The following is a 23,150-nucleotide window of genomic DNA, read 5'->3' as shown; positions in this document are numbered from 1 at the left end:
GTTCGAAACGGTTTTCGGCCCGGTACAGCGGTCTCGCCGGCCACTCGCACCGGAACGATCGACGGTGAATCGCGCCGAAGTGGATAATTTTCGTCGTCCTTCGAAAACTGATAATCCACCGCGTACTTTTCAGCGGTACTGATGTTCTCGAAACCATGACTGAGTGGACCACGACGCGGCGCGGACTGGTCGTCGCCGCCGGCGTCGGCCTCGCCGGCTGTCTCGGGAGCGGCGACGACGGTGGTAACGGGAATTCGAACGAGAACGGCTCCGACGACGGAACGGAGGGCTCGACCGAGCAGGTCAACGGCGTCCCGGCGGGAGACATCGAGGCTCGCCGAGAACAGATGCCCGATCCCGGCGTCACGGTCGACTGGTCGGACGCCCGGGAGTTCCGCGCGTGGCTGTTCGACGACGGCAACGCGAGCAACGGCCGGTTCGATTACGCGGAAGACCTGCCGCCCGCCGAGGACGTCGAGTCGCCGGTCCTCGAGGTGCTCGACGTCTATCCGGACCAGGTCGACGCGCTCGTCAGCCAGGGGACGACGCAGGTCGTCCTCGGCCAGTTCGACGCCGACGCGCTCGAGACGCAACTCGCGGAGTCGGAACAGTACGACGTCACCGACGAGTACGGCGGCTACGCCGTCGCCGACGGCGCCGACGAGACCTCCGCGGGACCGATCGCCGTCGGCGACGACGCGCTAGTCCTCGGTACCGGCTACGAGAACCCGATCGACGCCAGACACGGCGACCGCGACCGACTCGAGGACGTCGACCCGTGGATGACGCACGTCCTCGAGACGCTGCCCGAGGAGCCCCTCGTCACCGGCGAGTATCTGGAACCGCTCGTCGATACCATCGACATCCCCGAGATCTACTGCTGGGGGCTGTCGATGCCGGGGCGCGATCCCGAGACGGCGACCTGGGCGTTCGTCTTCGACGATCCCGACGACATCACCGACGACGTTCGCACGGAGCTTCGGACGCTGGCCGGCGAGGTCGACGACATCGCGGTCGACGGGCGCACGCTGACGATGGTCGGAACGATCCCCGAGCGCTCCGAGATGGGGCAGTGAGGAGCCGTCGGGTCGCCGGTCAGTCCGACACGGCCGCCGAGAGCCCCGGCAGCCACCGAACGAGCGCGATCGCACAGACGACGAACGCCGCCAGCACGACGTAGCCCTCGTCGAAAAAGCCCCGTTCGGCGAGCGCGCCGAACAGGACCGGACTCGCGGCGCCGATCGTCATGTAGGTGCTCCGCAGGAATCCCACGCCCGTCCCCTGCATGTCCGTCGGGAACGCCGCGGTCATGTACGGCAGCGTGATCGTTCCGTACCCGAGGATACTCGAGAGCAGCACGGTCCCGGCGACGACCGGCCAGAACCCCTCGAGGAACGGGAGGGCGACGAGCGCGACGGCCATGACGCCCAGAACGATCGGTAGCGACCGTCGAATCCCGAACTCGTCGTAGAGCCGCCCGGTCGCCGGCTGGACGACGATCCCGAGCGCGAAGAACGCGCTGAACAGCGCCGTGGCGACCCCCTCCGAGAACCCTTTGATCTCGATCAAGTAGGTCGGATAGAAGCCCGTAAACGCCTGCCAGACGCAGTAGGTGAGGATCTGGATCGCCGTCACGACGACGATCTCCCGGCGGCGCAGCTGGACGGCGACGTACCGGACGGTCTCGAGCGAGAGGCTGTCGACGGCGCTGCCCTCGCCGGAGGTTCGGCCGGGGACGACGGCCCACAGCAGGCCGGCGACCAGCAGGAAGACGGGCGCGGCGAGGCCGAAGCCGAACTGCCAGGCCAGCGTCGTCGCGATGGCGCCGGCCGCGAGCGGGAGCGCGGCGTTCCCGACCTCGCCGGCGGCCATCGTGACGCCGACCGCGGTCCCCGCGTTGTTCGGGAAGACGTCCGAGAGGATAGTGAACCGGGCGACGCCGTACAGCGCCGTCCCGAAGCCGAAACAGGCCGTCGCGAGATAGACCAGCGCCGCCGAGTTCGCGATGGCGACGACGCCGACCGCCACCGCCGAGACGAGCGAGCTCGCCACGAGGATGTTCCCCTCCCCGAGGCGGTCGGCGAGGATCCCGCCGGGAAGCTGTCCGAGCGCGTACGCGAGCCACAGCGCCGTCAGCAGGAATCCCGCCGTCGTCAGGTCGAGGCCGTAGGCCTCCCGCAGGAAGGGTAACAACACGGGATAGGTGAGTCGGACGCCGATCGAGAAACACCAGCCGGTCGCGACGGCGAACAGGATCTTCCCGCGACCCTCCGCGAGCACCGATCGAATCCGCGACACCCGTTCGAACCGCTGCAACCGAGACACGGACCTCCACGTTCGAGACAGGCGGTGTTGAGGCCTCCTGAACGGTACGGTGTTGCCGATACCGGAACCCGACGCCGGCCAACCCATCAAAAGTATAATAATAGATCGCCGACGTGTCGATCGTATGTCTGCGATCGAACTCCGCGGGGTGACCAAACGCTACCGGCGGTTCGGCATCCGCGGAAGCCGAACGGTCACCGCCCTCCACGACCTCGATCTCACCGTGCGCTCCGGCGAGATCTTCGGCTTTCTCGGCCCGAACGGCGCCGGCAAGTCAACGACCATCGACCTCCTGTTGGACTACGCCGCCCCCACGTCGGGCTCGATTCGCGTCCTCGGCCGCGACGTCGCGAGCGAGAGCGCGGCCGTCCGTGATCGGATCGGCGTCCTGCCCGACGGCTACGGTCCGATCGGCGACCGAACGGGCCGCGACCACGTCGAGTTCGCCATCGACGCCAAGGACGCCGACGACGATCCCGACGACCTCATCGACCGCGTCGGGATGCAGGGCCCGGCCGACTACCCCGTCGCGGAGTACTCGAAGGGGATGGCCCAGCGGCTCATGCTCGCCGTGGCGCTGGCGGGCCGGCCGGACCTCCTCGTGCTGGACGAGCCCTCGACGGGGCTCGACCCTAACGGCGCGCGCACCATGCGCCGAATCGTCCGCGAGGAGAACGAACGCGGCGCGACCGTCTTCTTCTCGAGTCACATCATGGAGCAGGTCGAGGCGGTCTGCGACCGCGTCGGCATCCTGGACGGCGGCGAACTCGTCGCCGTCGACTCGATCGACGCGTTGCGCGAGTCCGCCGGCGGCTCAGCGGCCGTGACGCTCGCGCTCTCCGCGGTCCCCGCCGACGTCGTCGACTACGTCCGAGCGCTCGAGGGCGTGGTCGACGTCGAGATCGACGAGCCGTCGGTGACGGTGACCTGCGACGACGCCGCGAAGGCGGCGGTCGTCGCGGCCTTCTACGACTCGCCGGCGACCGTCCGGGACGTCACGACCAGCGAGACCTCCCTTGAGGACCTGTTCGAACGCTACACGCGGGGTGTCGCCCAGTGAGTCACCTGGCCGCCCTCGCGCTGTTCGTCCGCGAGGACGTGCTCGACACGGTCCGCGAGCGGCAGGTGTACATGCTGGGCGCGATCTACGTCCTCCTCGGCGCGCTCCTGACCTACTCCGAGGGGCGGACGGCGGCGCGGCTGTCCGGGAGCGCGCCCACCCTGACGACGGGGCTGTACGCGCTGTTCTCGATGGTTACGCCGCTGCTGGCGCTGGCCTTCTTCGCGTCCGCCGTCGTCGAAAAGCGCTCGAGCGGCGCCCTCAAGGTGGTCCTCGGCCTCCCGATCGATCGCGCCTCGGTCGTCGTCGGAACGTTCCTCTCGCGGAGCCTCGTGATCGCCGCGGCGATCGTCGTGTCGTTCGTCGCCGCCGTTCCGGTGGGGCTGGCCCTGGGACTGCCCGTCGATCCCGCGCAGTTCGCCGGCGTCGTCGCGGCCCTCGTCCTGCTGGCCGTGACGTTCACCGCGCTCGCGGTCGGTCTCTCGTCGACCGTCCGTACGTCGACCCGGGCGACGGCCGCCGCGTTCGGCGTCTTCGTGCTCTTCTTCTTCCAGCTGTGGGCCCAGCTTCCGCGGATCGCGCTCTACGTCGCCCACGGCTTCTCGTGGCCCGCGACGACGCCCGAGTGGGTGGCCTTCGTCGACGCGCTGAATCCGATAGCGGCGTACACCTACCTCGTCACCGGGCTCTTTCCCGATCTCGAGGGCGGGACGTTCGTCAGACCGCCGCCGGAACCGACGTTCTACCAGACGCCGGCGTTCGCGCTCGCGGTGCTGGCCGGCTGGATCGTCCTCGCGCTCGGTGTCGGCTACTGGCGGTTCCGAACGACCGACCTCTGACCGGCGACCGAAGCGTGGTTTCGGTAGTTTTAGTCGCGTTCACTATCGCTTTTCTCCGTTGCGCTCTAGTCCGTGACCCCGTTCTGCGGTGGCGCGCGCTGTCGGCTGTCCGAGCGAAGCGAGGTGCGACTGGAGAGCACCTCGAATGCGAACGGGGAACGAAGTGACCCGTAATCGAGAGTGAGGACAGCCGTCGATACCGCGCGAGGTCTCTGTGAGTAGTGCGAGACCGAAGGTCTCGCATACCATGCGAACGGGCGCGAAGCGCCCGTGAGCAGACGGAGCGAACAGCGGCTTGGAAGACGTGAAGCGTCTTCCAGTGGATGAGCGAACGACTGCACGGAGTGAGCGTTAGCGCGGAACCGAAGGTTCCGCGAATCATCCGAACGGGTGCGAAGCACCCGTGAGGAGAAATCGGTTGGGGAGGGAGTGGCAACCCCTAGCCGCCAGAATGAGTAGAACGCGTGTTTCCGTTCGTCCCAACTCCTGTTACCGTTGAAGACGCACCTGTACTGTGAAAATCGGACGAATAAATTTTAAACCGGCCCGAACTCGAGGACGAGCGTCGCCAGCAGGCCGGCGTAGATGGGGATCGTCAGGTTGTCGTCGACGATGTAGTCGCCGATTCTGAGTTTGACGCCGTCGGCGACGGTCGCGCCGATCGCGGCCGCGACGACGGCCAGCGGCGTCTCGTGGAGAAAGGGCGCGGCGATGAGCGCCGAGACGACGAACATCGTGACCAGCACCCTCGGCCCCTTGACGAACTTGAGGCTGTCGTCCGAGACGGTCCCGCTGATCGGATCGCCGATCGCGAGCATCAGCATCGCCGGGAGGGCGACGCGGGGCTCGAAGAACAACACGGCGACCGTCATGCTGAGCATGTAGTAGCCGTAGCCGGCGAACTGGTTCTGTTCGTACTCCCGGGTCAGCGAGTCGTAGAGCGACAACTCGAGGCCGACGTAGAGCCGGAGGAACTCGAGGGCGATCGTCCCGACCGCGAGGAGGCCCATCAGGAGCTGAAATCGATCCCAGGTCAGTCCGAGATCGAACTGAGCGGCGAGGAGATAGAGCGCGACCAGTCCCGCCCCGCTCGCGTGGACGGCTCGTCGCTTTAGTTCGTCAGCCATCAGGTCTCCCGTCGAAGGTGACGACCTTCAGTCCGTCGGTTACGTTCGATACGATCCGCGCTCGGAAGCCAATTCACCGCTCCCGAGAAAACGAAATCAGTCGTTAGAGAGCTTGACGACGACAGTTCCGTCGCTCGAGACGCTCACGTGACAGTCCTCGTACGAAAAGCTCACGGTGAGCGGGTGGTCGCGAGTCGACGTTACGAGGTCGGCGAGCGACTCGGGATCGACGGTCGCGAACAGCGGCGCCATGCTACAGGGATCGCGGTTCGTGACGGCGCCGACGGTCTCGACGATCGTGGCGGTGAGCGCCTCGGTGACCGCGTCGCGCTCCGTTCCGAACGCCGCATCGAAGCGGGTGTGAAACGTCTCCGTGGTGGGGTCGTGGCCGACGCTGTCCTCGCCGATCGGTCGAGCGGGGACGACATCTGTGTGGATCGTATCCTCGTCCATTACGTTTCACTACGCAAGCGGTCGTAGTAAGGGCGGACGCTGACCTGTCAGCGTGCGTCCGCGCCGGACTTCTCGAAGAGATGTCGGAAGACGGTTCGCTGGGCCTTGCGCAGGTGCTGGTTGAACGTCTGGCGCGTGACGTCGAAGCGGTCGGCCAACTCGTCGCCGGTGCTGGTTCGGGGCGTATCGAAGTAGCCGCCGAAGTAGGCGGCGTCGAGCGCCGACAGCTGTCGCTCGGTGAGCGCGTCGGCGACGACGCCGTACAGCAGTTGCGGCGAGTAGACGAGGTCCTCGGAGACCAGTTCGACTTCGGGGTGGAACCACCGGATCCCGGCCGCGGCCTGCCGGGGGTCCACGTCGCCGGGCAACTCGCCCAGAAACCGGACCTCGTCGGGAGCGATGACAACGGCGCAGGCGCGGCCGCCGAGGTCCGGAAACACCTGCGAGACCGTCTCCGACTCCGCCGTCGCCTCGACGCGATGGTAGCCGTCGATCGAACTGAGCAGCCGCGCGTCGCGGTAGTGGGAGACCTCCTCGACGGCGGTAACGAACTCGCTCGCTGGAAGGTCCGACGTCCCCATGTACTGGACCGTCGTCCCGTTTTGCAGCGGGACGACCGAGTCGACCTCGAGTCGGATCTCGCCGTCCGCGACCCGAAGCGAGGGCGGGACCGCGGCCCGGTCCGTGCGGAACTCGAGGCGCCGGACGTGGTCGCTGGTCAACCGCTCCTCGCGGCGCTTCAGCGCCGTCGCGTCCTCGAAGGAGACGACGACGTACTCCACGTCGCCGTCGTCGTCCAGTACAGGGGCCGAATTGCTCGAGAGCCACCGCTCGGAGCCGTCGGGGAGTTCGATCCAGTGTTCGAAGCCGAAGACGGGCTCGCCCGTCTCGAGGACGCGCGTGACCGGGTTCTCCGACGTCGGAACGGGCGACCCGTCGTCGTAGTAGATGTTCCACTCGGCGTCGTCGTACGCTCGGCCGACGATCTCCTCGTTCGTCCGGCCGAGCGTTTCCGCCGCTCGTTCGTTCGCGAAGGCGTAGTTTCCCGCCGAATCGATCACGACGGTGCTGACCGGGTTCACGTCGAACACGCGCCGAGCCAGATCCTCGGGCGGGGTCCGGACGAACTCGTCTTCCCTGCCGTCGGCCGGCTCCTCGCCCGCGGCGGTTTCGGGGGACTCCGTCACCGTCTCATCGCCTCGTGCGGTCGGGCGCTCCGTCCCCGACGGTCGTCCCTCTCGCCGGGCCGGTCGCGGTCGCGCTGGTCGCCATCGAACGGTCGAGCACGCTCGCCCCCCTCTGACGGCGTCTCGGCGAATCGGCGCTGCTCCATACGAGTGAGAGGAGGCCGAGGAATAAATGGGATTCTATCAGAAGGACGTTACGCCCGCGTGGGACGCCGCTTCGCTTCCGGAAAGATGCTCTCCGGGAGGTACGCGGAGACGACCCAGTTCGGCGCGTTGACGGCCTCGTTTATCTTCAGGTCGACGGCCGTCGAACACAGCATGTAGGCGTCGTCCCGCTCGAGCCCGCGCTCATCCTGGAGGTGGTCGACCATGCTTCGGACGGCTCGTCTGGTCGCCGTCATCAGGTCGTCGGCGATGCCCGTCGTTCCGTACATCGGCTCGTCACGGCCGGTCGGGGTGAACGGGCCCGCGGTCTCGAACTGCGGCCGGTCGATCGACAGGTCCGAGCGCAGGTCGAACCGGCAGGTGACGGTCATCGGCGCTTCGATGCCGGTCCCACAGACCTCCCCGTCGCCCTGCGCGGCGTGGCAGTCGCCGATACTGAACAGGGCGTCCTCGACCGCCACGGGGAGATAGACCCTCGAGCCCGCCATGAGCTGCTTGACGTCCATGTTCCCGCCGACGTCCCGCGGCGGAAACGTGCCGTGGGCGCCGTCCTCGGCGGGCGCGACGCCGACGATGCCGGGGAACGGAGCCAGCGGCACCTCGATCCCGTCCACGAAGCGGCCGACGTCGCCCTCGAGGTCCCAGACGTGCAACGCCGGGTCGGGGAACTCGTCGGCCAACACTCCGAGCTCCGCCGGTCCCGGGAGGACCAGCGTGTAGCCGACGCCCTCGTGTTCGAGGTCGAGCAGTTCGACCTCGAGGACATCTCCTGGTCGGGCGCCCTCGACCGCGATCGGGCCGGTCAGCGCGTGGATCAGATCGATGTCGAGCGCGGCGACGTCTGCGGGCGTCGACGCCGGGTTGAGCTGTCCGTTCGTCGCGTCCCGACACGAGACACGGACGACGTTCCCCGGCTGGACCGTCAGGGCCGGCTCGCGTCCGTTGTCCCAGTCGCTGTGAACGGCGTCGTCTTCGGCGTCGATCCGATGGTCTACCGCGAACTCTTCGGCTCCCATATGATACTTCCTACGACACCACGGGATAAAACGGTATCTCGCGGGTAGCGGCGTCGAAACCGGAATTCGCGCTCGAGACGGTGAATCGGCCGGTGTCGGGCTACAGTTCCTCGAACGCGAGGTCGCCTTCCCGGATCGCCGACAGCGTCTCCGCGAGGTCGTCGACGGGGAGCCGCTTCTGGTCGGTCGTGTCCCGCTCGCGGACGGTGACGGTCGTCTCCTCGTCCTCGACGGTCTCGTAGTCGACGGTCACGCAGAACGGCGTGCCGACTTCGTCCTGACGGCGGTAGCGCCGGCCGATGTTGCCCGAGTCGTCGTACGTGACCGAGAGGCCGACCTCGCGCAGGTCCGCGACGATCTCGTTCGCCTGTGCCTCGAGTTCCTCGTCGTTCTGGAGGGGGAAGACGCCGACGAAGGTGGGCGCGACTTCCGGCTCGAGGTCGAGGTAGGTCCGTTCTTCGCCGTCGACCTCGTCCTCGCGGTAGGCGTGGTGGAGGACGGTGTAGACCAGCCGGTCCACGCCGAAGGAGGGTTCGACGACGTGGGGCGTGATGTGCTCGCCGGCCTCGGTCTGCTCCTCGACCGCGAAGCGGGTCTTCTCGACCGGGAGTTCGTGGGTCTCGCCCTCGAGGTCTATCTCGACGGTGTCGCCCTCGAACGCGGCACGGTCTCGAGCGGCCAGGTCATCGAGTTTCTGGACGACGGCCTGGGCGTCGCCGCCGAACTCGGGACCCAGATAGCTCATGTCGGGGTCGACGGTGGCGCGCTCGACGGTCTTCGGTTCGTCGTACTGTTTGAAGATCGTAAAGCGGTCGTCGGAGTACTCGTCGTGTTTCGAGAGGTCGTAGTCGCCCCGGTAGGCGAAGCCGGCCATCTCGATCCAGTTGCCGTCGACCTCGCTTTCCGCGTCCCAGCAGTCGCTGGCGTAGTGGGCCCGCTCGCCCGAGAGGTGCTGGCGGAACCGGAACCGGTCCATGTCGACGCCGACCGCGTCGTACCACGGCTTGGCGACGCCCAGGAAGTAGGCGACCCACGGGCTCGAGATGATCCCCTCCTCGACGGCGTCACCGATCGTCGTCCGGATTTCCTCGCCGTCCTCTTCGTTCTGTTCGCTGGCCGGGTAGAGGGTAACCTCGACGTCTGCGACCGTCGAGAGGTCCGGTTCGTCCGTCTCGGGGTCGACGAAGTACTCGAGTTCGGCCTGCGTGAACTCCCGCGTGCGGATGATCGAGCGCCGGGGGCTGATCTCGTTGCGGTAGGCGCGACCGATCTGGGTGACGCCGAACGGAAGCTGGTTGCGCGCGTACTCCTTCAGGCGCGGGAACTCGACGAAGATGCCCTGTGCGGTCTCGGGGCGCATGTAGCCGGGATCGGAGTCGCCGGGGCCGATGTTCGTCGCGAACATGAGGTTGAACGTGTCGACGGCCTGGCCCGCCAGTCCCGCACCGCAGGACGGACAGACGAGTTCGTACTCGGCGATGACCTCTTCGACCTCGGGGATGGGGAGGCTCTCGGCGTCCTCGTACTCGGTGTTGTCCTCGACGACGTGGTCGGCGCGGTGACTTTCGCCGCACTCGGGACACTCGATGAGCATGTCGTCGAAGCCGTCCAGATGGCCCGAGGCCTCGAAGACGGGCTCGGGCATGATGGTGGGCGCGTCGATCTCCATGTTCCCCTCGGCGACGGCGAAGCGGTCGCGCCAGGCGTCCTCGACGTTGCCCTTCAGCGCCGCGCCCTGCGGGCCGAAGGTGTAGAAGCCGCCGACGCCGCCGTAGGCGCCCGACGACTGGAAGAAGTAGCCCCGCCGCTTGGCCAGTTCGACCAGGTCCTCGCTCGTCGTCGCGGTCGCGCGCTTGTCGTCCGCGCGTTCTTGCTCACTCATAGAGTGCCTCCAGTAGGTCGACGTCACAAACGATGCCGACGAGGTCCTCGCCCGTGACCATCGGGATCTGTTCGATATCGTTGCTGATCATCCGCTGTGCGGCCTCCTGAATCGACGCGCTCGCCGAGACCGTCACCACGTCGTCGCTCATGAATTCGCTGACCGGCTCGGCCGGAATCTCGATGTCCCGCGTGGGGAGGTAGCGACTGCCGACGGCCTTGATCCCCTCCCACGACCAGTCGTCGTCCTGATCGCCGAAGTTGTCGCCGGTCTCCTCCTCGCCCTCGACGATGCGAGCGACGTCGATGACGTCGACCTCCGTCAGGACGCCGCTCATTCGGCCGTCGTCGTCCAGCGCGACGGTGTAGGGGACGTTCGCGTACGAGAGTTCGCGCTCGGCGACCGGGAGCGGTGCGCCCTCGTAGGTCGTGTTCACGTTCTTGCTCGCGTAGGACTCGACGGTTCCATCGGTCTCCTGGTCGCCCGTCGCGATCGCGTGGATCACGTCCGTCACCGTGACGATGCCTTCGAACTCTCCGTCCACGACCGGCACGCGACGCGCGCCCGCCTCGACCATCGTTCGCGCGACGTCCTCGAGGCTGGTGTCGGCCGTCGTCGTCGGGACGTCCTCGTCCATCAGGATGACGAGCTGGTCCTCGTCGGGCTGTTCGATCAGCGCGTCACGGGAGATCAGCCCTCTGTACTCGAGGCCGTCCTCAGTCGATTTGAGCACCGGAACGGACGAGAACGGTCGCTCCTGAAGGTACTCGAGGACGTCCGAGCGCGAACCCGGCAGTTCGACGGTTACCACGTCTTCGCGGGGCGTCATCGCGTCGGCTACGTTCATATCCCCACGGTACGGCGAAAATGAGTATAAACCCAGTGTTTCGTGTGCCCGCGATACCGACCCGACCAGTCACTCGATCGGATAGTTCGATTCGATGAGTTTATATGTGGTTGGGAGAGACTCTCATACATGGCGACGAACCCCCACGCCATGACGTCCGACGACGACACCGTCGTCGGTTCGATCGACTCGACGGACTCGAGTACGGAGTACGTCATCGCCGATATCTCGGCCGATGGCGCCTGGCTTTCCATGCAGGCTGACGACGCGCCGACGCTTCCGGCATGGCGATAATTGGGGGTGGGATACGGGATTTCTGTCCCGTCGGCGGACTCGGTCGCGCGCCGGTCACCGGTGATCGGACGCGTATCGGTTCCCTCCGACGGCTTCTTTGACGCGGGTAGTCACGACTCCTGTCGTCCGAGCGCGCAGCCGACGGTTTCGCCGGCGCTGTAACGGGACGACGCCGTCGCCGACTGCAACCGCTGCTCGAGTAGGCTACCGACCGAGACACGTGAGACAGCCGAAAACGAGCGGTTCGATTCCCGGTTCCGTTCGCGACGCTCAGAAGAGACCGAGCCCGATCGCGTAGGGCCACTCGAGGGCGCCGAGCGCGACCAGCGTCAGCGACGCGCCCAGCAGGCCGACGTTCTTCAGGAACGCGTTCATCTCGGACTGTCGCTGGTCCTCGGGCACGGCCCAGAAGTCGTGCATCGTCGGCGTCGCCACGAGCAGGAAGACGGCGAGCGCGCCCGCCGCGAGTGCGGGAAAGACGCCGAGTACGACGCCGAGACCGCCCGCTATGAGCACGAACCCGGAGAGCGCGACCGAGAACGTCGGTGCCGGAATGCCCTTCAGCTCGGCGTAGCCGGCCATGCCCTCGAGATCGAGGAAGTGGTTCACGCCCGTGAACGCGAGGACGCCGCCGAAGAAGACTCGAGCGAGGAGGAACAGTTCGGCTGCGAGCGGGCCGTCGAACGTCTGTAGCGGTACCGTTTCGATAGCTGGTATCATTCTGTAACCTACTGTAGCGACCGAACTGTAATAGCCGTTCTCGGACGTCGGTATCCCCTGGTAACGGCGGTGTTATCGACTATACGTGGTGATATTGTCATCGCCTCACATGCCCACGAACGGGGCCTGGAGTCCCGTCGGATAGCCACTCGAATCCATCCGATCGGCGCCTCGAACTCGCCGGATCGCGACGCGTCTCCGGCGATCGACGGCCGTACGGCGCCCAACGATTTTAGTACGCGAGGCTCGAGCGTTCGATCGATGGACGGTTCACGGCCCCAACGCGACGGCGGGCCCGAGCGTCCGCGGACGGCGGACGCCGTCGGCCTCGAGCGCGACGACTCACGACCGACGGTCGCGACGTTCCTCTCGTCGCTGGTTCCGGCGGTGCTGGCCCGGCGGGCGGTCGCCGTCTCGATCGCGACCGACCGCGACGTCTACGCGCGCGACGAGCCGGTCGAAATCGCGGTCGACTTCAAAAACCGGCTGCCGGTGCCCGTCTCGGTGCCGACGCCGCGGCGGCGCCGCTGGGGGTGGACGATCGACGGCGACCTCGAGGGCAGCGACGAGCGCCGCTACGTCCCGGAGCGGCCCTCGACGTTTCGGTTCCGCGGCGGGGAGCGCAAACGGGTTCGGGTGACCTGGAACGGCCGCCTCGAGCGCACCGACGGCGACCGCCGCGAGTCGATCGTCCCCGATCCCGGCACCTACGAACTCCGGGCGTTCGTCGCGACCGGCGCCGATCGGTATCGGCCCAGCGACGAGACGACGATTCGCCTCGAGTAGCGCGACTCGATGAGCCCACCGGTAACCGTTTACTCGGTTGCGTTGTGGTACCACACATGTCGCTCGAGCAGGTGTTCTCCCGACTGCCGGACCCGCGGTCGCACGCGTTCACGGATTACTCGCTGCCCCGCGGCGAGCCCGTGTTCCCGATCGCGGTCACCCGAGCGGAACTCACGACGATTCTGGACCTCTACGAGACGTTTCGGGCCGTCGACCCGACCGGACTCGACGCGAACCCGTTCCTCGAGGCGGCGACGACGCACATGGAGCGGACGTTCGGGGTGCCCCGATACCGGCCGGACGAGCAGTTGGCCGACGACATCGCGGCGCTGTTGAACGACTTCTCGGACGATCTGGGCGGGCGGTCGATAGGCGTCGTCGACGCGACGCCGGCCCACCACCGGACGCTGTACTTCTTTCTGATCAGCTGTCGGGGCTACTACGGCGCGCCCCACATCCGGTTCGAGCCCGACGAGGCCGCCGTCGAGACGCTGTACGACCTCTATCGACGGGTGACCGAACAGGAGGTGTACCTCAAACGGCCGTCGTCGGTGCTCGAGTGAAATCGTTGCGTTCCGTTCGGGCTCCCACGCATCGCCGGTCGCTCGAGCGAGGCGCTCTCGAGCGCGGCGCTATCGCCGGTGTTCGACCGCGTCTGCGGTCCCGCTGCGACGCCAGCATTCTCTGGTCCAACCACCACGGACGGCTCCGTGCAACGGGCCGCTATGGAACGACACGACTTCTACCAGTCCGTGCAGTACGAGGCGAACCTCGCGGGGCGAAGCCGACACGCGAAACGCGACGCAGGCGGTGCTGTCGGTCTTGGGCGAACGGCTCGACGAGGACCGCTCGCAGCACCTCGACGGCCAACTCCCCGACGAGATCGGCGACCACCTCGTCGAGGGTTCCGCCGAGCGTCGCTTCGACTACGACGAGTTCCTCGAGCGCATCGAGGAGCAAACCGACCGCGCTGCCGTCGGCGACCCGGAGCGACTGGTCGAGGGCGTCATCGGCACGCTGCTCGAGCACGTCGACGACGAGAACGGCGAGCGACTGCGCGAACGGCTCGCGGAACTCGACTTCGAGGAGGCGATCCCGGAGTCCGGACCCGGCGCTCGGAGCTGAGGCCTCGGATTCGCGGTCGGCGTCGCAGTGGCCGGTGTGACCGTTGTCGCGGCCCCAGCAGTTGCCGCCCGAACAGTCAGGGCGCGAGTGGGCGTGGAGACGCCTATGGAACGGGCAGCCATCGTCGAGACGGTCAGCGACCGCACCGACGCCGACGAAGACGGCGCGACGGACGCCACGCGGGCCGTCCTCGAGACGCTCGGCGAGCGCCTGAGCACCGATCAGGCCGAAGACCTGGCGGCCGAACTGCCCGCGGACCTGAGCGAGCACCTCACCGAGGGCGAGTCCGGGGAGCAGTTCTCCGAGGAAGAGTTCATCTCGCGGGTCGACCAGCGCATGGAGACGCTCGACGTGACCGGCGAGCGCGCTGCGACTGCCGTGATGGCAGCGCTCCTCGAGTCGGTCGACGAGGCGGAGCGCTCCGCGGTCGTCGACCAGTTCCAACAGTACGGCTTCGAGGCTCTACTGGGGGATACCGACGCCGATGTCGGCACCAGCGAGCGCTCGCCTCGAGAGCGGTAATCGCGGCTACTCGCCGCCCGCCGAGTCGAACCGACGGTACAGGTAGTCCCCAATCGAAATACGGGAAGACGTACTGCCCCTCTTTCTCGCGCTGGCAACGGGGAGTTCCACACCCTCCCCAGCCGACTCCCTCACTCACTCCGTTCGTTCGCTCGTCCCTCGCGAGTTGCGTCGCGTCTCGCATGCGAGTCACTCACTCCGTTCGTGCCTCGCTATCGCTCGCCGCGACGCTGCGCGCCGATGGTCGGATCCGATCGCTACTCCAGTCGCTCCGGTGACGATCGATCCTCTCGCGAAAAACGAGTCGTCTCGACGCTCCTCGAGTCGCTCGAGCGACCAGCTCAGGCCTGGTCGACCTGCTCGCGGTAGTCCTCGACTTCCTCGATCGCCTCTTCGACCTTGTCCTTGGTATTGCCGTCGGCCCGCTCGCGGACCTGCCGGAGCGTGTTGAGCCGTTCGTCGAGGATCGCGTGATCGGGCGTGGTGTCGCCCATCACGTAGTCGGCGAACGCGTCGGTGGTCTCGCGGATGTCGTCCCGGACGTCGTCGTCGGCCGATTTGGCCGCTTCCTCGAGGTCGTCGCGGGCCTGCTGGAGTTGCTCTGTCATAGTCGAATCCAGCACGAGACCACGCATAACGGTTGGGCGGGCATTGTCTACGTTTGGCTGTAGTCCGAGTTTTCGGTGCTGTCTACTCCTCGAACTCCGACGCTATTACAGACACCATGAAAGCCCCTGCCGTGCTCGACCATCCGGGCCAAGCGAAAGCCTACGGCTCTCGCTGGCATTCGCTCGTTTTGCTCGCGAATACCTCGCTGCGCTCCTCAGCCTCCGGCTTGCGGTGCTTACATCGTCGACCTTCCTCGATAGCGGCAGGGGCTTTCGTGATGTTGGCAGTCGTCAGTGCAATTCGGACATCTCATCCAAACGCGACGACACCCAATGCGAGCGCGTAAAGTACCTCGAGGCCCTGATCCCGCTAATGAGCGACTCCGATTCTCGAGGCCCTCTCCAGCCGGATCGTCCCGACGTCGATCGGCCGTTCACGGTCGACGCGCCCTTCGAGCCCGCGGGCGACCAGCCCGAGGCGATCGAACAGCTAGCCGAGGGGTTCCGACAGGGGATGGACAAGCAGACCCTGCTGGGCGTCACGGGGTCGGGGAAGACCAACACCGTCTCGTGGCTGATCGAGGAGATCCAGAAGCCGACCCTCGTCATCGCCCACAACAAAACGCTGGCGGCCCAGCTCTACGAGGAGTTCCGAAACCTCTTCCCGGAGAACGCCGTCGAGTACTTCGTCTCCTACTACGACTACTACCAGCCCGAGGCCTACGTCGAGCAGACCGACACCTACATCGACAAGGACGCCTCGATCAACGACGAGATCGACCGCCTGCGCCACTCGGCCACCCGTTCCCTCCTCACGCGCGAGGACGTCATCGTCGTCGCTTCGGTCTCGGCGATCTACGGCCTCGGTGACCCGCGCAACTACGTCGACATGTCCATGCGACTCGAGGTCGGCGAGGAGGTCGGCCGCGACGAGTTGCTGAAGCGGCTGGTGGACCTGAACTACGAGCGCAACGACGTCGACTTCACGCAGGGGACCTTCCGCGTGCGGGGCGACACCGTCGAGATCTACCCGATGTACGGCCGCTACGCCGTCCGTGTGGAACTCTGGGGCGACGAGATCGACCGCATGGTGAAGGTCGACCCCCTCGAGGGGAAGACCCAGGGCGACCAGCAGGCCGTCCTCGTCCACCCGGCAGAGCACTACTCGATCCCGGAGACCACGCTCGAGGAGGCGATGGACGAGATCCGGACCGACCTCGACAAGCGCATCTCCTACTTCGAACGACAAGGCGACATGATCGCCGCCCAGCGCATCGAGGAGCGAACGAGCTTCGACCTCGAGATGATGCAGGAGACGGGTTACTGTTCGGGCATCGAGAACTACTCGGTCTACCTCTCGGACCGCGAGTCGGGCGACGCACCGTACACGCTGCTGGACTACTTCCCGGATGACTTCCTGACCGTCGTCGACGAGTCCCACGTGACCCTCCCGCAGGTCCGCGGCCAGTACGCCGGCGACAAGTCGCGCAAGGACTCGTTGGTCGAGAACGGCTTCCGACTCCCGACGGCCTACGACAACCGGCCGCTCACGTTCGAAGAGTTCCAGGAGAAGACGAACCAGACGCTGTACGTCTCGGCGACGCCGGGCGACTACGAGCGCGAGGAGAGCGACCAGATCGTCGAACAGATCGTTCGGCCCACCCACCTCGTCGACCCCGAGATCGAGGTCTCGCCGGCCAGCGGCCAGATCGACGACCTGATGGACCGCATCGACGAGCGCATCGCGCGCGACGAGCGCACCCTCGTCACCACCCTCACGAAGCGGATGGCCGAGGACCTGACCGAGTATCTCGAGGAGGCCGGCGTCGACGTCGCGTACATGCACGACGAGACCGACACCCTCGAGCGCCATGAGATCATTCGCTCGCTGCGTCTGGGCGAGATCGACGTCCTCGTCGGGATCAACCTCCTGCGGGAGGGGCTGGACATCCCCGAGGTCTCCCTCGTCGCGATCTTAGACGCCGATCAGGAGGGCTTCCTCCGCAGCGAAACGACGCTCGTCCAGACGATGGGGCGCGCGGCGCGAAACGTCAACGGCGAGGTCGTCCTCTACGCCGACGATCCCTCGAACGCCATGGAGTCGGCGATCGAGGAGACCCAGCGCCGCCGCCGGATCCAGCAGGAGTACAACGAGGAGCACGGCCTCGAGCCCACCACGATCGAGAAGGAGGTCGGCGAGACCAACCTGCCCGGCAGTAAGACCGAGACCACGCAGGTCTCGGGCCGCGAGATCGAGGACGAGGAGGAGGCCGAACGCTACATCGCCGAACTCGAGGACCGCATGGACGAAGCGGCGAGCAACCTCGAGTTCGAACTGGCGGCAGACATTCGGGACCGCATCCGCGAAGTGCGCGAGGAGTTCGACCTCGCCGGCGGCGAGGACGAGGGGATCGCACCCCCGACCGAGGAGTTCTGACCCGGTCGGGCCGCCGCTCGATCACCGCTAACGGCCGGTCTTTCCTTCGAATTTATTATTCCTCACTGACCTGTGCGAGGCATGAACGCCTCGAGGCGCCGATACCTGGCGATGACGGGGAGCGCGGCAGCACTGAGCGCCGCCGCCGGCTGTACGAGTCTACTGGACGGCGAGACCGACGATAGCGGTGACCAGAACGCGGATTCCGATACCGACGAGGACGACGAAACCGATGCCGACAGCGACGCGTCGAGTACGGGCGTCGCGGCCGACGACTGGTCGTCGTTCCAGCGAACGCCGGGTAACGACGGCTACACCCCGTCGTCGGCGCCGACGGACGATCCCGCCGAACGGTGGTCGACGACGCTCTCGGGCGCGCTCGAGGCCCAGGTCGCGGTCGTCGACGGCACCGTCTACGCGGCGACCGACGACGGGGTCGTCCACGCCCTCGAGGCGGCCTCGGGCGACGAAATCTGGACCGAATCGCTCGAGGGCGGGATCGCGACCGGGCCGACGGTCGCCGACGTGGCGGTCTTCGTCGGGACGGACACCGGTCGCCTCGCGGCGTTCGAGTGACGACGCGTTCGCGTACGACCGCCGAAAACAGATTCGAAACGATCAGAGCACGCCGAACCCGTACTCCGCCATCCCGAAGACGGGCGCCCACAGCAGGTGGAGCGCGACGCCGACGACGACCGCGGGCAGGAAGTTGTAGATCGTGGCGACGATCGCGGCTCTGGCGTCGACGGCCAGCAGCGGGAACAGCGCGTCGCCGTCCTGGGCGATCGCGTTGGCGGTCAGCGCCGAAAACGGTAGTCCGCCCTCGGCATAGACGCTCGCCAGCAGGATCTGGGGGCCGCAACCCGGAATGAGGCCGACGACGGCGCCGCCGATCGGGGCGAGCACCCCGGCCGCCGCGGCGACGGTCGTGACGTCGATTCCCGTGAGGAGGACGGCGTACTCGTAGACGAGGAACGCTACGAGTACCCAGACGGTGACGAAACTCGTCTCCATCGCCGCGTGGGTGAGCGTGTCGTAGATCGACCCGAAGGAGTCGCGCGCCCGGGCGATCTCCCCCTCACCGACGTAGTGGCGGCCGATCGCGTAGAGGTACAGCGACAGCGCCGCGCCGACGATGCCGGTGATGGTGAAGAGTCCGTCGAAGCTGAGGCCCGCGGTCAGCGCGACCTCGGGACCGCCGCGCAGCAGGTAGAGGCTCCCGAGGACGAGCCCCGCGACGGCCGCGACCCACCACAGCACGTGTGCGAGGTGCGAGAGCGGGGTGAGAACTCGAGACTCTCGATCCGGGCCGGCTTCGTGAGCGTGTGCCGGCGCCGGGCCGCAGTAGTCGTGGGTGGGATTCGGTCCGACGCCGCCGTTGACGACGGTGCCGCCGTCGGCCATCGCCGGTGAGAGCTTCGCGACGGCGTCGTCGACTCGAGTGACGCCCAGTCCGACGGAATCGACGAGGTAGCCGGTCGCGACGGAGGCCGCGAAGGCGATGGCGTAGGCGTACAGCGCGGCTTCGGGCGCGAGCGCGAGGATGACGAACGCCGAATCGCCCGCGGTCGCCCCCAGCGTCGCGACGACAGTCCCGAAGCTGACCGTGCCGCGGACGTACAGCGGCATCACGACGATGGCGCCGCCACAGCCGGGCGTCAGCCCGAGGAGGCCGCCGAACAGTACCTGCAGTCGCTCGTTCTCCTCGATGACCGAGAGCACGGCGCCGTCGGTCCGGTACTGGATCAGTCCGAACGCCAGCACCGTCACCGCGACGAACGCGCTCACCTGCACGTAACCGTCCCGCAGCGACTCGAGGAGGACGGTCAGCAGTTCGTTCACGGGTCCTCACCCGCCGTTTGTGCGGGGTCCAACAAAAGATTAGACATCTCTAAACATGGGTTTAGCAGCATACTGTATATAATTGCTGGTAGCCTCTGCCGGTCGGTGTGGCGACGGTCAATAGATTGACCGCTCGCTACAGAGAGCGCCGGCTACGCTGCGTTCGCCGCCGTATGCTCTCCAGTACGAGCGATTGTCAGCGAACAGTCAGCGATCGGCACGGCGTCTCGAGAACAATCGCTCGGATGCGACTCGCTCGTCCGATTCGAGCGCCGAGGTCCCGACGATCAGAGCTCGAGCGTGTAGACGACTTCCCGGCGCTCTTCGCCGCCCATCTCGACGGTCCCCTCGCCAGTCTGCTCGAATCCCTGTCGCTCGTAGAACGCTCGGCCGCCCTCGTTGGAGGCGAGGTCGATCGCCCGCATGCGCTCCATGTTGAAGTCCTGCAGGTCCTCGCACAGTCGTTCGTGCAACGCCGTCCCGATTCCCTGCCCCTGGTGGTCCGGGTGCACCGCCATCCGGAGGACGTCGCCCTCCGCCCCGCTGACGACGCCGTGGGTGAAGCCGACGACCGCGTCGTCGATCTCGGCGACGAGAAACGCCGTCCCCGGTTCCGAGAGGGCCTCCTCGAGTTGCTCGTCGCCGTACCAGTCGTCGATCGTCTCGTCGATCGCGTCGGGCTCGAGTTCGTCGTACGTGTCGTGCCAGGTGGCGCGAGCGACGCTCCTGATCGCCGGACGGTCCTCGAGGGTGGCTGGTCGAAGCTCCATACCGCCCGCTACACCGTCGGCTGTCAAAGTGGTTTCACCCACTCTGTGGGTTGGTAACGGATGTCTAGAACGGTCGCTTCGAGTGGAACCGAAACGGGCGTCGAACGCTGGTTGCGGGAGGCGGTCGAACGGTACAACGCCGTGCGAACGACTGTCGAGCCAGCGGAGACCGGTTGCTGCAACCGGGGCGGTCGCTACGAAGTCAGTCTCGAGTGGAAGGAGGGGGGTCGCGATCGCTCCCGGCGGACATTGCGGTCGTCCTCACCCGGTGAGGAATCCGCCGGTCGGGATACGCGTCGCGGGAGTGCCGTCCTCGTTCGTCGTGCGGTCCTCTCCGAACTCGGGAGAGTGTCGGATCGTTCGTCGAGTCTTTGCCAGTCGCTGCGTGCCTGCCGTGACGGTTGCGAGTATCTTACTCATGTATGAGTAAAGAAGTGCGGCACGCATATAAGTATTTTCGAGATGAAAGATCGTGTGGTTCCAGCGGTAACGGCCAGAGATTCTACTATCGACCGAACGGGCGTTCTAGACCTATTCGATGCCGAATTTGGGTGATTTATCGACACCAATTTCCGATCCTAGAGAAAGGATATCAAGGGTACGAAATCAGATACAATGGCGAGATCGATGTCGAACCGTCAGCGGTGAAGGTGACACGCGGCGAAGTGTTCGCCCGACCCGACCGCCGGCTCGAGGTCGTACGCGGGTCGCTCCTCGGCGCAGATGCTCCGTTCTGCGAACGACTCGAGCAGGAGGGAACTCACCTCGTCCCAGTCGTCGTCGGTGACGGCCGCGTCGTCCCCGCTCGAGCCGCCGTCGCGGTCGGTCGCGAGCCGGTCGATCGCCTCGGCGACGATCTCGCCGGCCTCGCCGCCGGGCGGCTGGCCGCCGAAGAACTCTTGACGGAGCTCGGCGGCCGGCATCGCCTCGAAGGTCCGGCGTTTGACCGCCCGCATGAACGCGCGGGTGTGGGCCCACTCCTCATCGGTCAGGTCGTACTCCGCCGGCGCGATCAGTCGCGGACACCGCGTCCGGAACCGACAGCCCGAGGGCGGATTCTGCGGACTCGGCACCTCGCCCTCGAGGACGCCGCGGACGCCCTCCTCGCGCGGATCGGGGACGGGGATGGACTCGAGTAACGCCTTCGTGTAGGGGTGCTGAGGGTTCTCGAACAATTCCTCCTTCTCGGCGACCTCGACGATGTGACCCAGATACATCACCGCCACGCGGTCGGAGACGTAGCGGATGACCGAGAGGTCGTGGGCGATGAAGAGGTAGGTGAGGCCGAACTCCTCCTGGAGTTCGTCCATCGTGTTCATCACTTGAGCCTGAATCGAGACGTCGAGCGCGGAGACCGGTTCGTCGCAGACCACGAAGTCGGGATCGACCGACAGCGCTCGCGCGAGGTTGATCCGCTGGCGCTGGCCCCCCGAGAACGCGTGGGGGTGGCGGTTATAGTGGCGCGGGTCGAGCCCGACCTTCTCGAGCAGTTCCTTCGCCCGCGCCTCCCGTCCCTCGTCGTCTAACATGTCGTGGGCCCGCATCGGCTCCTCGATGATCTGGCCGACCTTCATCCGGGGATCGAGCGAGGACTGGGGGTCCTGAAAGATCATTTGCATGTCCGAGCGCGTCCGCCGAAGCTCCTCGCCGCCGAGGTCGGCCAGATTCCGGCCCTTGAAGTAGATGTCTCCCTCGGTCGGCTCGAGCAGGCGCAGGATCGTTCGGCCGAGCGTGCTCTTCCCGCAGCCGGATTCGCCGACGAGTCCGAGCGTCTCGCCGGGCCGAATCTCGAGGGAGACGTCGTCGACCGCCTGCACCGTCCCGGGGTCCATACTGATCGGCGGGAACCGGTCCGGCTCGAACTGCAGCCCCGCGAACAGCCCTGACTCCTGGGCGAAGTACTTCGAGACGGCCTCGAGCTCGAGCAGCGGGCCGTCCCCCTCGTAGCCGCTGTCGTCGCCCAACCGAAGCCCGCTACTCACGGTTCTCACCTCCGCCGTCGTCGGCCGTCGGGTTCGCGGCGAGGCCGGAGTCGGAGTCGGCGCTGGCGGTGTCCTCCCCGCTCGACGTCGGCTCGCGGCCCTCGAGCGGCGGGCTCTCCTCGTAGCCCACGTCGAAGACGTCGTGTTTCACGCAGGCCGCTCGATGGGGTTCGCCGTCGCCTGCGACGACTTTCGGCTCGGGGTGAACCCGCTTGCAGACCTCCCGCGCGTCGGGACAGCGCGGGTGGAACCGACAGCCCGAGGGCGGGTCGATCGCTTCGGGCATCACGCCCTCGATGGGCTCGAGCTCGTCGACGGTTCGGTCGGGGCGGGGCATCGAGTCGAGCAGAGCGCTCGTGTAGGGGTGTTGGGTGTCGTAGAACAGGTCGTCCACGGAGGCCTGCTCGATGATCTCGCCGAGGTACATGACGTTCACGCGGTCGCAGATCTCCGCGACGACGCCCAGATCGTGGGTGACCCAGATGAAACTCGTCCCGTACTTCGCCTGGAGCTCGTCGACGAGGTCGAGGATCTGGCCCTCCACGGTGACGTCAAGGGCCGTCGTCGGCTCGTCGGCGATGATGAGGCTGGGCTCGCAGGCTAAGGCCATCGCGATGAGCACGCGCTGGCGCATCCCGCCGGAGAACTGGTGTGGGTACTCCTCGTAGCGCTGCTCGGGATCGGGGATGCCGACCTCCCGGAGCATGTCGATCGCCTCCGCTTTCGCCTCGTCCTCTGGGAGTCCGCGGTTGAGTTCGATGAACTCCCGGAGCTGGCCGCCCACCGTGAAGACGGGGTTGAGCGACTCCATCGGGTCCTGAAAGATGACGGCGATCTCGTTACCCCGGATCCGGGTCCGGATCTCCTCGTTCGAGAGCACGTCGTCCCGTTCCCGGAGTTCGCCGTTCGGCCCCTCCTCGAGGCCGAAGATCGTCTCGCCCTTGTAGGTGATCTCGCCGGCAACGATCTCGCCGGGATCCTCGACGAGCCGCAGCAGGCTCATCGAGGCGACCGACTTGCCGGCGCCGCTCTCGCCGACGAGGCCGACGATCTCGCCCTCGTGGACCTCGAAGGAGATCCCGTCGACTGCGCGCACTGTACCGGCTTCCGTGAAGAACTGCGTCTTGAGGTTCTCGACGCGAAGGAGTGGTTCGGAACTCATG

24 protein-coding genes are annotated in these 23,150 nt (G+C 66.8%); 10 read left to right on the top strand and 14 right to left on the bottom strand.

Going from position 1 to position 23,150, the window contains the following annotated elements; genetic code table 11:
• Positions 1-155: 155 nt before the first annotated feature.
• On the top strand, positions 156-1,076 hold the full coding sequence (locus HTUR_RS18320; RefSeq protein ID WP_012944826.1) for a hypothetical protein: 921 nt from the start codon (positions 156-158) through the stop codon (positions 1,074-1,076).
• 19 nt (positions 1,077-1,095) lie between these two features.
• Here HTUR_RS18320 and HTUR_RS18315 read toward each other — a convergent pair whose 3' ends face one another.
• Complete coding sequence (locus tag HTUR_RS18315; protein WP_394298207.1) at positions 1,096-2,316, bottom strand: MFS transporter; 1,221 nt, start codon at positions 2,314-2,316, stop codon at positions 1,096-1,098.
• Between the two features lie 133 nt (positions 2,317-2,449).
• Between HTUR_RS18315 and HTUR_RS18310 the strand changes: the two genes are divergently transcribed.
• Both HTUR_RS18310 and HTUR_RS18305 read left to right on the top strand, forming a co-directional pair.
• The gene (locus HTUR_RS18310; protein ID WP_012944824.1) at positions 2,450-3,385 is read left to right on the top strand and encodes an ABC transporter ATP-binding protein; all 936 of its coding nucleotides are present in this window, start codon (positions 2,450-2,452) and stop codon (positions 3,383-3,385) included.
• Positions 3,382-4,224 (top strand): ABC transporter permease subunit, encoded by an 843-nt coding sequence (locus HTUR_RS18305; RefSeq protein ID WP_012944823.1) that lies wholly within the window; start codon positions 3,382-3,384, stop codon positions 4,222-4,224. The genes HTUR_RS18310 and HTUR_RS18305 overlap by 4 nt, the downstream gene beginning before the upstream one ends.
• A gap of 536 nt (positions 4,225-4,760) precedes the next feature.
• Here the strand turns inward: HTUR_RS18305 and HTUR_RS18300 are convergent.
• From HTUR_RS18300 to HTUR_RS18275, 6 genes are all read right to left on the bottom strand, one after another.
• Positions 4,761-5,351 (bottom strand): diacylglycerol/polyprenol kinase family protein, encoded by a 591-nt coding sequence (locus HTUR_RS18300; RefSeq protein ID WP_012944822.1) that lies wholly within the window; start codon positions 5,349-5,351, stop codon positions 4,761-4,763.
• A 96-nt stretch (positions 5,352-5,447) separates the two neighbouring features.
• Entirely contained in the window at positions 5,448-5,804 is a 357-nt protein-coding gene (locus HTUR_RS18295) for a HalOD1 output domain-containing protein (RefSeq protein WP_012944821.1), read from the bottom strand.
• Positions 5,805-5,851: 47 nt separating this feature from the next.
• Positions 5,852-6,991, bottom strand: a complete 1,140-nt coding sequence (locus HTUR_RS18290; RefSeq protein ID WP_012944820.1) for a bacterio-opsin activator domain-containing protein — start codon at positions 6,989-6,991, stop codon at positions 5,852-5,854.
• A 194-nt stretch (positions 6,992-7,185) separates the two neighbouring features.
• Entirely contained in the window at positions 7,186-8,172 is a 987-nt protein-coding gene (locus HTUR_RS18285; RefSeq protein WP_012944819.1) for an acetamidase/formamidase family protein, read from the bottom strand.
• A 100-nt stretch (positions 8,173-8,272) separates the two neighbouring features.
• On the bottom strand, positions 8,273-10,054 hold the full coding sequence (gene glyS / locus HTUR_RS18280; RefSeq protein WP_012944818.1) for a glycine--tRNA ligase: 1,782 nt from the start codon (positions 10,052-10,054) through the stop codon (positions 8,273-8,275).
• A complete protein-coding gene (locus tag HTUR_RS18275; RefSeq protein ID WP_012944817.1) occupies positions 10,047-10,901 on the bottom strand; it encodes a CBS domain-containing protein in 855 nt (284 codons plus the stop codon). The genes glyS and HTUR_RS18275 overlap by 8 nt, the downstream gene beginning before the upstream one ends.
• 129 nt (positions 10,902-11,030) lie before the next feature.
• On the opposite strand from HTUR_RS18275, the gene HTUR_RS27545 reads away from it, so the two are divergent.
• Complete coding sequence (locus tag HTUR_RS27545; RefSeq protein ID WP_012944816.1) at positions 11,031-11,195, top strand: DUF7556 family protein; 165 nt, start codon at positions 11,031-11,033, stop codon at positions 11,193-11,195.
• 270 nt (positions 11,196-11,465) lie between these two features.
• Here HTUR_RS27545 and HTUR_RS18270 read toward each other — a convergent pair whose 3' ends face one another.
• Entirely contained in the window at positions 11,466-11,915 is a 450-nt protein-coding gene (locus HTUR_RS18270) for a DoxX family protein (RefSeq protein WP_012944815.1), read from the bottom strand.
• A 261-nt stretch (positions 11,916-12,176) separates the two neighbouring features.
• On the opposite strand from HTUR_RS18270, the gene HTUR_RS18265 reads away from it, so the two are divergent.
• The 4 genes from HTUR_RS18265 (at position 12,177) to HTUR_RS18250 (ending at position 14,348) form a co-directional block, all read left to right on the top strand.
• A complete protein-coding gene (locus HTUR_RS18265; protein WP_012944814.1) occupies positions 12,177-12,701 on the top strand; it encodes a hypothetical protein in 525 nt (174 codons plus the stop codon).
• Positions 12,702-12,757: 56 nt separating this feature from the next.
• On the top strand, positions 12,758-13,264 hold the full coding sequence (locus HTUR_RS18260) for a hypothetical protein (protein WP_012944813.1): 507 nt from the start codon (positions 12,758-12,760) through the stop codon (positions 13,262-13,264).
• Between the two features lie 259 nt (positions 13,265-13,523).
• Positions 13,524-13,826 carry a DUF2267 domain-containing protein gene (locus tag HTUR_RS18255; RefSeq protein WP_264183067.1) on the top strand — a complete coding sequence of 101 codons (303 nt, stop codon included), beginning with the start codon at positions 13,524-13,526 and terminating at the stop codon, positions 13,824-13,826.
• A 105-nt stretch (positions 13,827-13,931) separates the two neighbouring features.
• Positions 13,932-14,348 carry a DUF2267 domain-containing protein gene (locus HTUR_RS18250; RefSeq protein ID WP_012944811.1) on the top strand — a complete coding sequence of 139 codons (417 nt, stop codon included), beginning with the start codon at positions 13,932-13,934 and terminating at the stop codon, positions 14,346-14,348.
• Between the two features lie 341 nt (positions 14,349-14,689).
• Here the strand turns inward: HTUR_RS18250 and HTUR_RS18245 are convergent, their stop codons facing one another.
• Entirely contained in the window at positions 14,690-14,956 is a 267-nt protein-coding gene (locus HTUR_RS18245; protein ID WP_012944810.1) for a DUF7553 family protein, read from the bottom strand.
• A gap of 373 nt (positions 14,957-15,329) precedes the next feature.
• On the opposite strand from HTUR_RS18245, the gene uvrB reads away from it, so the two are divergent.
• Positions 15,330-17,393, top strand: coding sequence for an excinuclease ABC subunit UvrB (gene uvrB, locus HTUR_RS18240; RefSeq protein WP_012944809.1), 2,064 nt, complete (start codon positions 15,330-15,332; stop codon positions 17,391-17,393).
• Positions 17,394-17,474: 81 nt separating this feature from the next.
• Entirely contained in the window at positions 17,475-17,969 is a 495-nt protein-coding gene (locus tag HTUR_RS18235; RefSeq protein WP_049941802.1) for an outer membrane protein assembly factor BamB family protein, read from the top strand.
• A 42-nt stretch (positions 17,970-18,011) separates the two neighbouring features.
• Here HTUR_RS18235 and HTUR_RS18230 read toward each other — a convergent pair whose 3' ends face one another.
• The 5 genes from HTUR_RS18230 to HTUR_RS18215 all read right to left on the bottom strand — a co-directional run bounded on the left by HTUR_RS18230 (position 18,012) and on the right by HTUR_RS18215 (position 23,149).
• Complete coding sequence (locus tag HTUR_RS18230) at positions 18,012-19,235, bottom strand: putative manganese transporter (RefSeq protein WP_012944807.1); 1,224 nt, start codon at positions 19,233-19,235, stop codon at positions 18,012-18,014.
• 287 nt (positions 19,236-19,522) lie between these two features.
• Positions 19,523-20,005 (bottom strand): GNAT family N-acetyltransferase, encoded by a 483-nt coding sequence (locus tag HTUR_RS18225; RefSeq protein ID WP_012944806.1) that lies wholly within the window; start codon positions 20,003-20,005, stop codon positions 19,523-19,525.
• 261 nt (positions 20,006-20,266) lie between these two features.
• Complete coding sequence (locus tag HTUR_RS27540; protein WP_012944805.1) at positions 20,267-20,425, bottom strand: hypothetical protein; 159 nt, start codon at positions 20,423-20,425, stop codon at positions 20,267-20,269.
• A 218-nt stretch (positions 20,426-20,643) separates the two neighbouring features.
• A complete protein-coding gene (locus HTUR_RS18220; protein WP_012944804.1) occupies positions 20,644-21,987 on the bottom strand; it encodes an ABC transporter ATP-binding protein in 1,344 nt (447 codons plus the stop codon).
• A complete protein-coding gene (locus HTUR_RS18215; RefSeq protein ID WP_012944803.1) occupies positions 21,980-23,149 on the bottom strand; it encodes an ABC transporter ATP-binding protein in 1,170 nt (389 codons plus the stop codon). Before HTUR_RS18215 ends, HTUR_RS18220 begins: the two co-directional genes overlap by 8 nt.
• Position 23,150: the final 1 nt, after the last annotated feature.

The organism is Haloterrigena turkmenica DSM 5511, from assembly GCF_000025325.1.
Taxonomy (GTDB): domain Archaea; phylum Halobacteriota; class Halobacteria; order Halobacteriales; family Natrialbaceae; genus Haloterrigena; species Haloterrigena turkmenica.
Note: the sequence above shows the minus strand (reverse complement) of the source record. Positions and strands in the feature narration are given on the sequence as shown.

What these genes read in the sequence shown, in the direction of transcription:
- HTUR_RS18320 (WP_012944826.1), top strand. Translation starts at nt 156, where the DNA reads ATGACTGAGTGGACCACGACGCGGCGCGGACTGGTCGTCGCCGCCGGC.
- HTUR_RS18310 (WP_012944824.1), top strand. Translation starts at nt 2,450, where the DNA reads ATGTCTGCGATCGAACTCCGCGGGGTGACCAAACGCTACCGGCGGTTC.
- HTUR_RS18300 (WP_012944822.1), bottom strand. Translation starts at nt 5,351, where the DNA reads ATGGCTGACGAACTAAAGCGACGAGCCGTCCACGCGAGCGGGGCGGGA.
- HTUR_RS18295 (WP_012944821.1), bottom strand. Translation starts at nt 5,804, where the DNA reads ATGGACGAGGATACGATCCACACAGATGTCGTCCCCGCTCGACCGATC.
- HTUR_RS18285 (WP_012944819.1), bottom strand. Translation starts at nt 8,172, where the DNA reads ATGGGAGCCGAAGAGTTCGCGGTAGACCATCGGATCGACGCCGAAGAC.
- glyS (WP_012944818.1), bottom strand. Translation starts at nt 10,054, where the DNA reads ATGAGTGAGCAAGAACGCGCGGACGACAAGCGCGCGACCGCGACGACG.
- HTUR_RS18275 (WP_012944817.1), bottom strand. Translation starts at nt 10,901, where the DNA reads ATGAACGTAGCCGACGCGATGACGCCCCGCGAAGACGTGGTAACCGTC.
- HTUR_RS27545 (WP_012944816.1), top strand. Translation starts at nt 11,031, where the DNA reads ATGGCGACGAACCCCCACGCCATGACGTCCGACGACGACACCGTCGTC.
- HTUR_RS18270 (WP_012944815.1), bottom strand. Translation starts at nt 11,915, where the DNA reads ATGATACCAGCTATCGAAACGGTACCGCTACAGACGTTCGACGGCCCG.
- HTUR_RS18265 (WP_012944814.1), top strand. Translation starts at nt 12,177, where the DNA reads ATGGACGGTTCACGGCCCCAACGCGACGGCGGGCCCGAGCGTCCGCGG.
- HTUR_RS18260 (WP_012944813.1), top strand. Translation starts at nt 12,758, where the DNA reads ATGTCGCTCGAGCAGGTGTTCTCCCGACTGCCGGACCCGCGGTCGCAC.
- HTUR_RS18250 (WP_012944811.1), top strand. Translation starts at nt 13,932, where the DNA reads ATGGAACGGGCAGCCATCGTCGAGACGGTCAGCGACCGCACCGACGCC.
- HTUR_RS18245 (WP_012944810.1), bottom strand. Translation starts at nt 14,956, where the DNA reads ATGACAGAGCAACTCCAGCAGGCCCGCGACGACCTCGAGGAAGCGGCC.
- uvrB (WP_012944809.1), top strand. Translation starts at nt 15,330, where the DNA reads ATGAGCGACTCCGATTCTCGAGGCCCTCTCCAGCCGGATCGTCCCGAC.
- HTUR_RS18235 (WP_049941802.1), top strand. Translation starts at nt 17,475, where the DNA reads ATGAACGCCTCGAGGCGCCGATACCTGGCGATGACGGGGAGCGCGGCA.
- HTUR_RS18225 (WP_012944806.1), bottom strand. Translation starts at nt 20,005, where the DNA reads ATGGAGCTTCGACCAGCCACCCTCGAGGACCGTCCGGCGATCAGGAGC.
- HTUR_RS27540 (WP_012944805.1), bottom strand. Translation starts at nt 20,425, where the DNA reads ATGAGTAAGATACTCGCAACCGTCACGGCAGGCACGCAGCGACTGGCA.
- HTUR_RS18215 (WP_012944803.1), bottom strand. Translation starts at nt 23,149, where the DNA reads ATGAGTTCCGAACCACTCCTTCGCGTCGAGAACCTCAAGACGCAGTTC.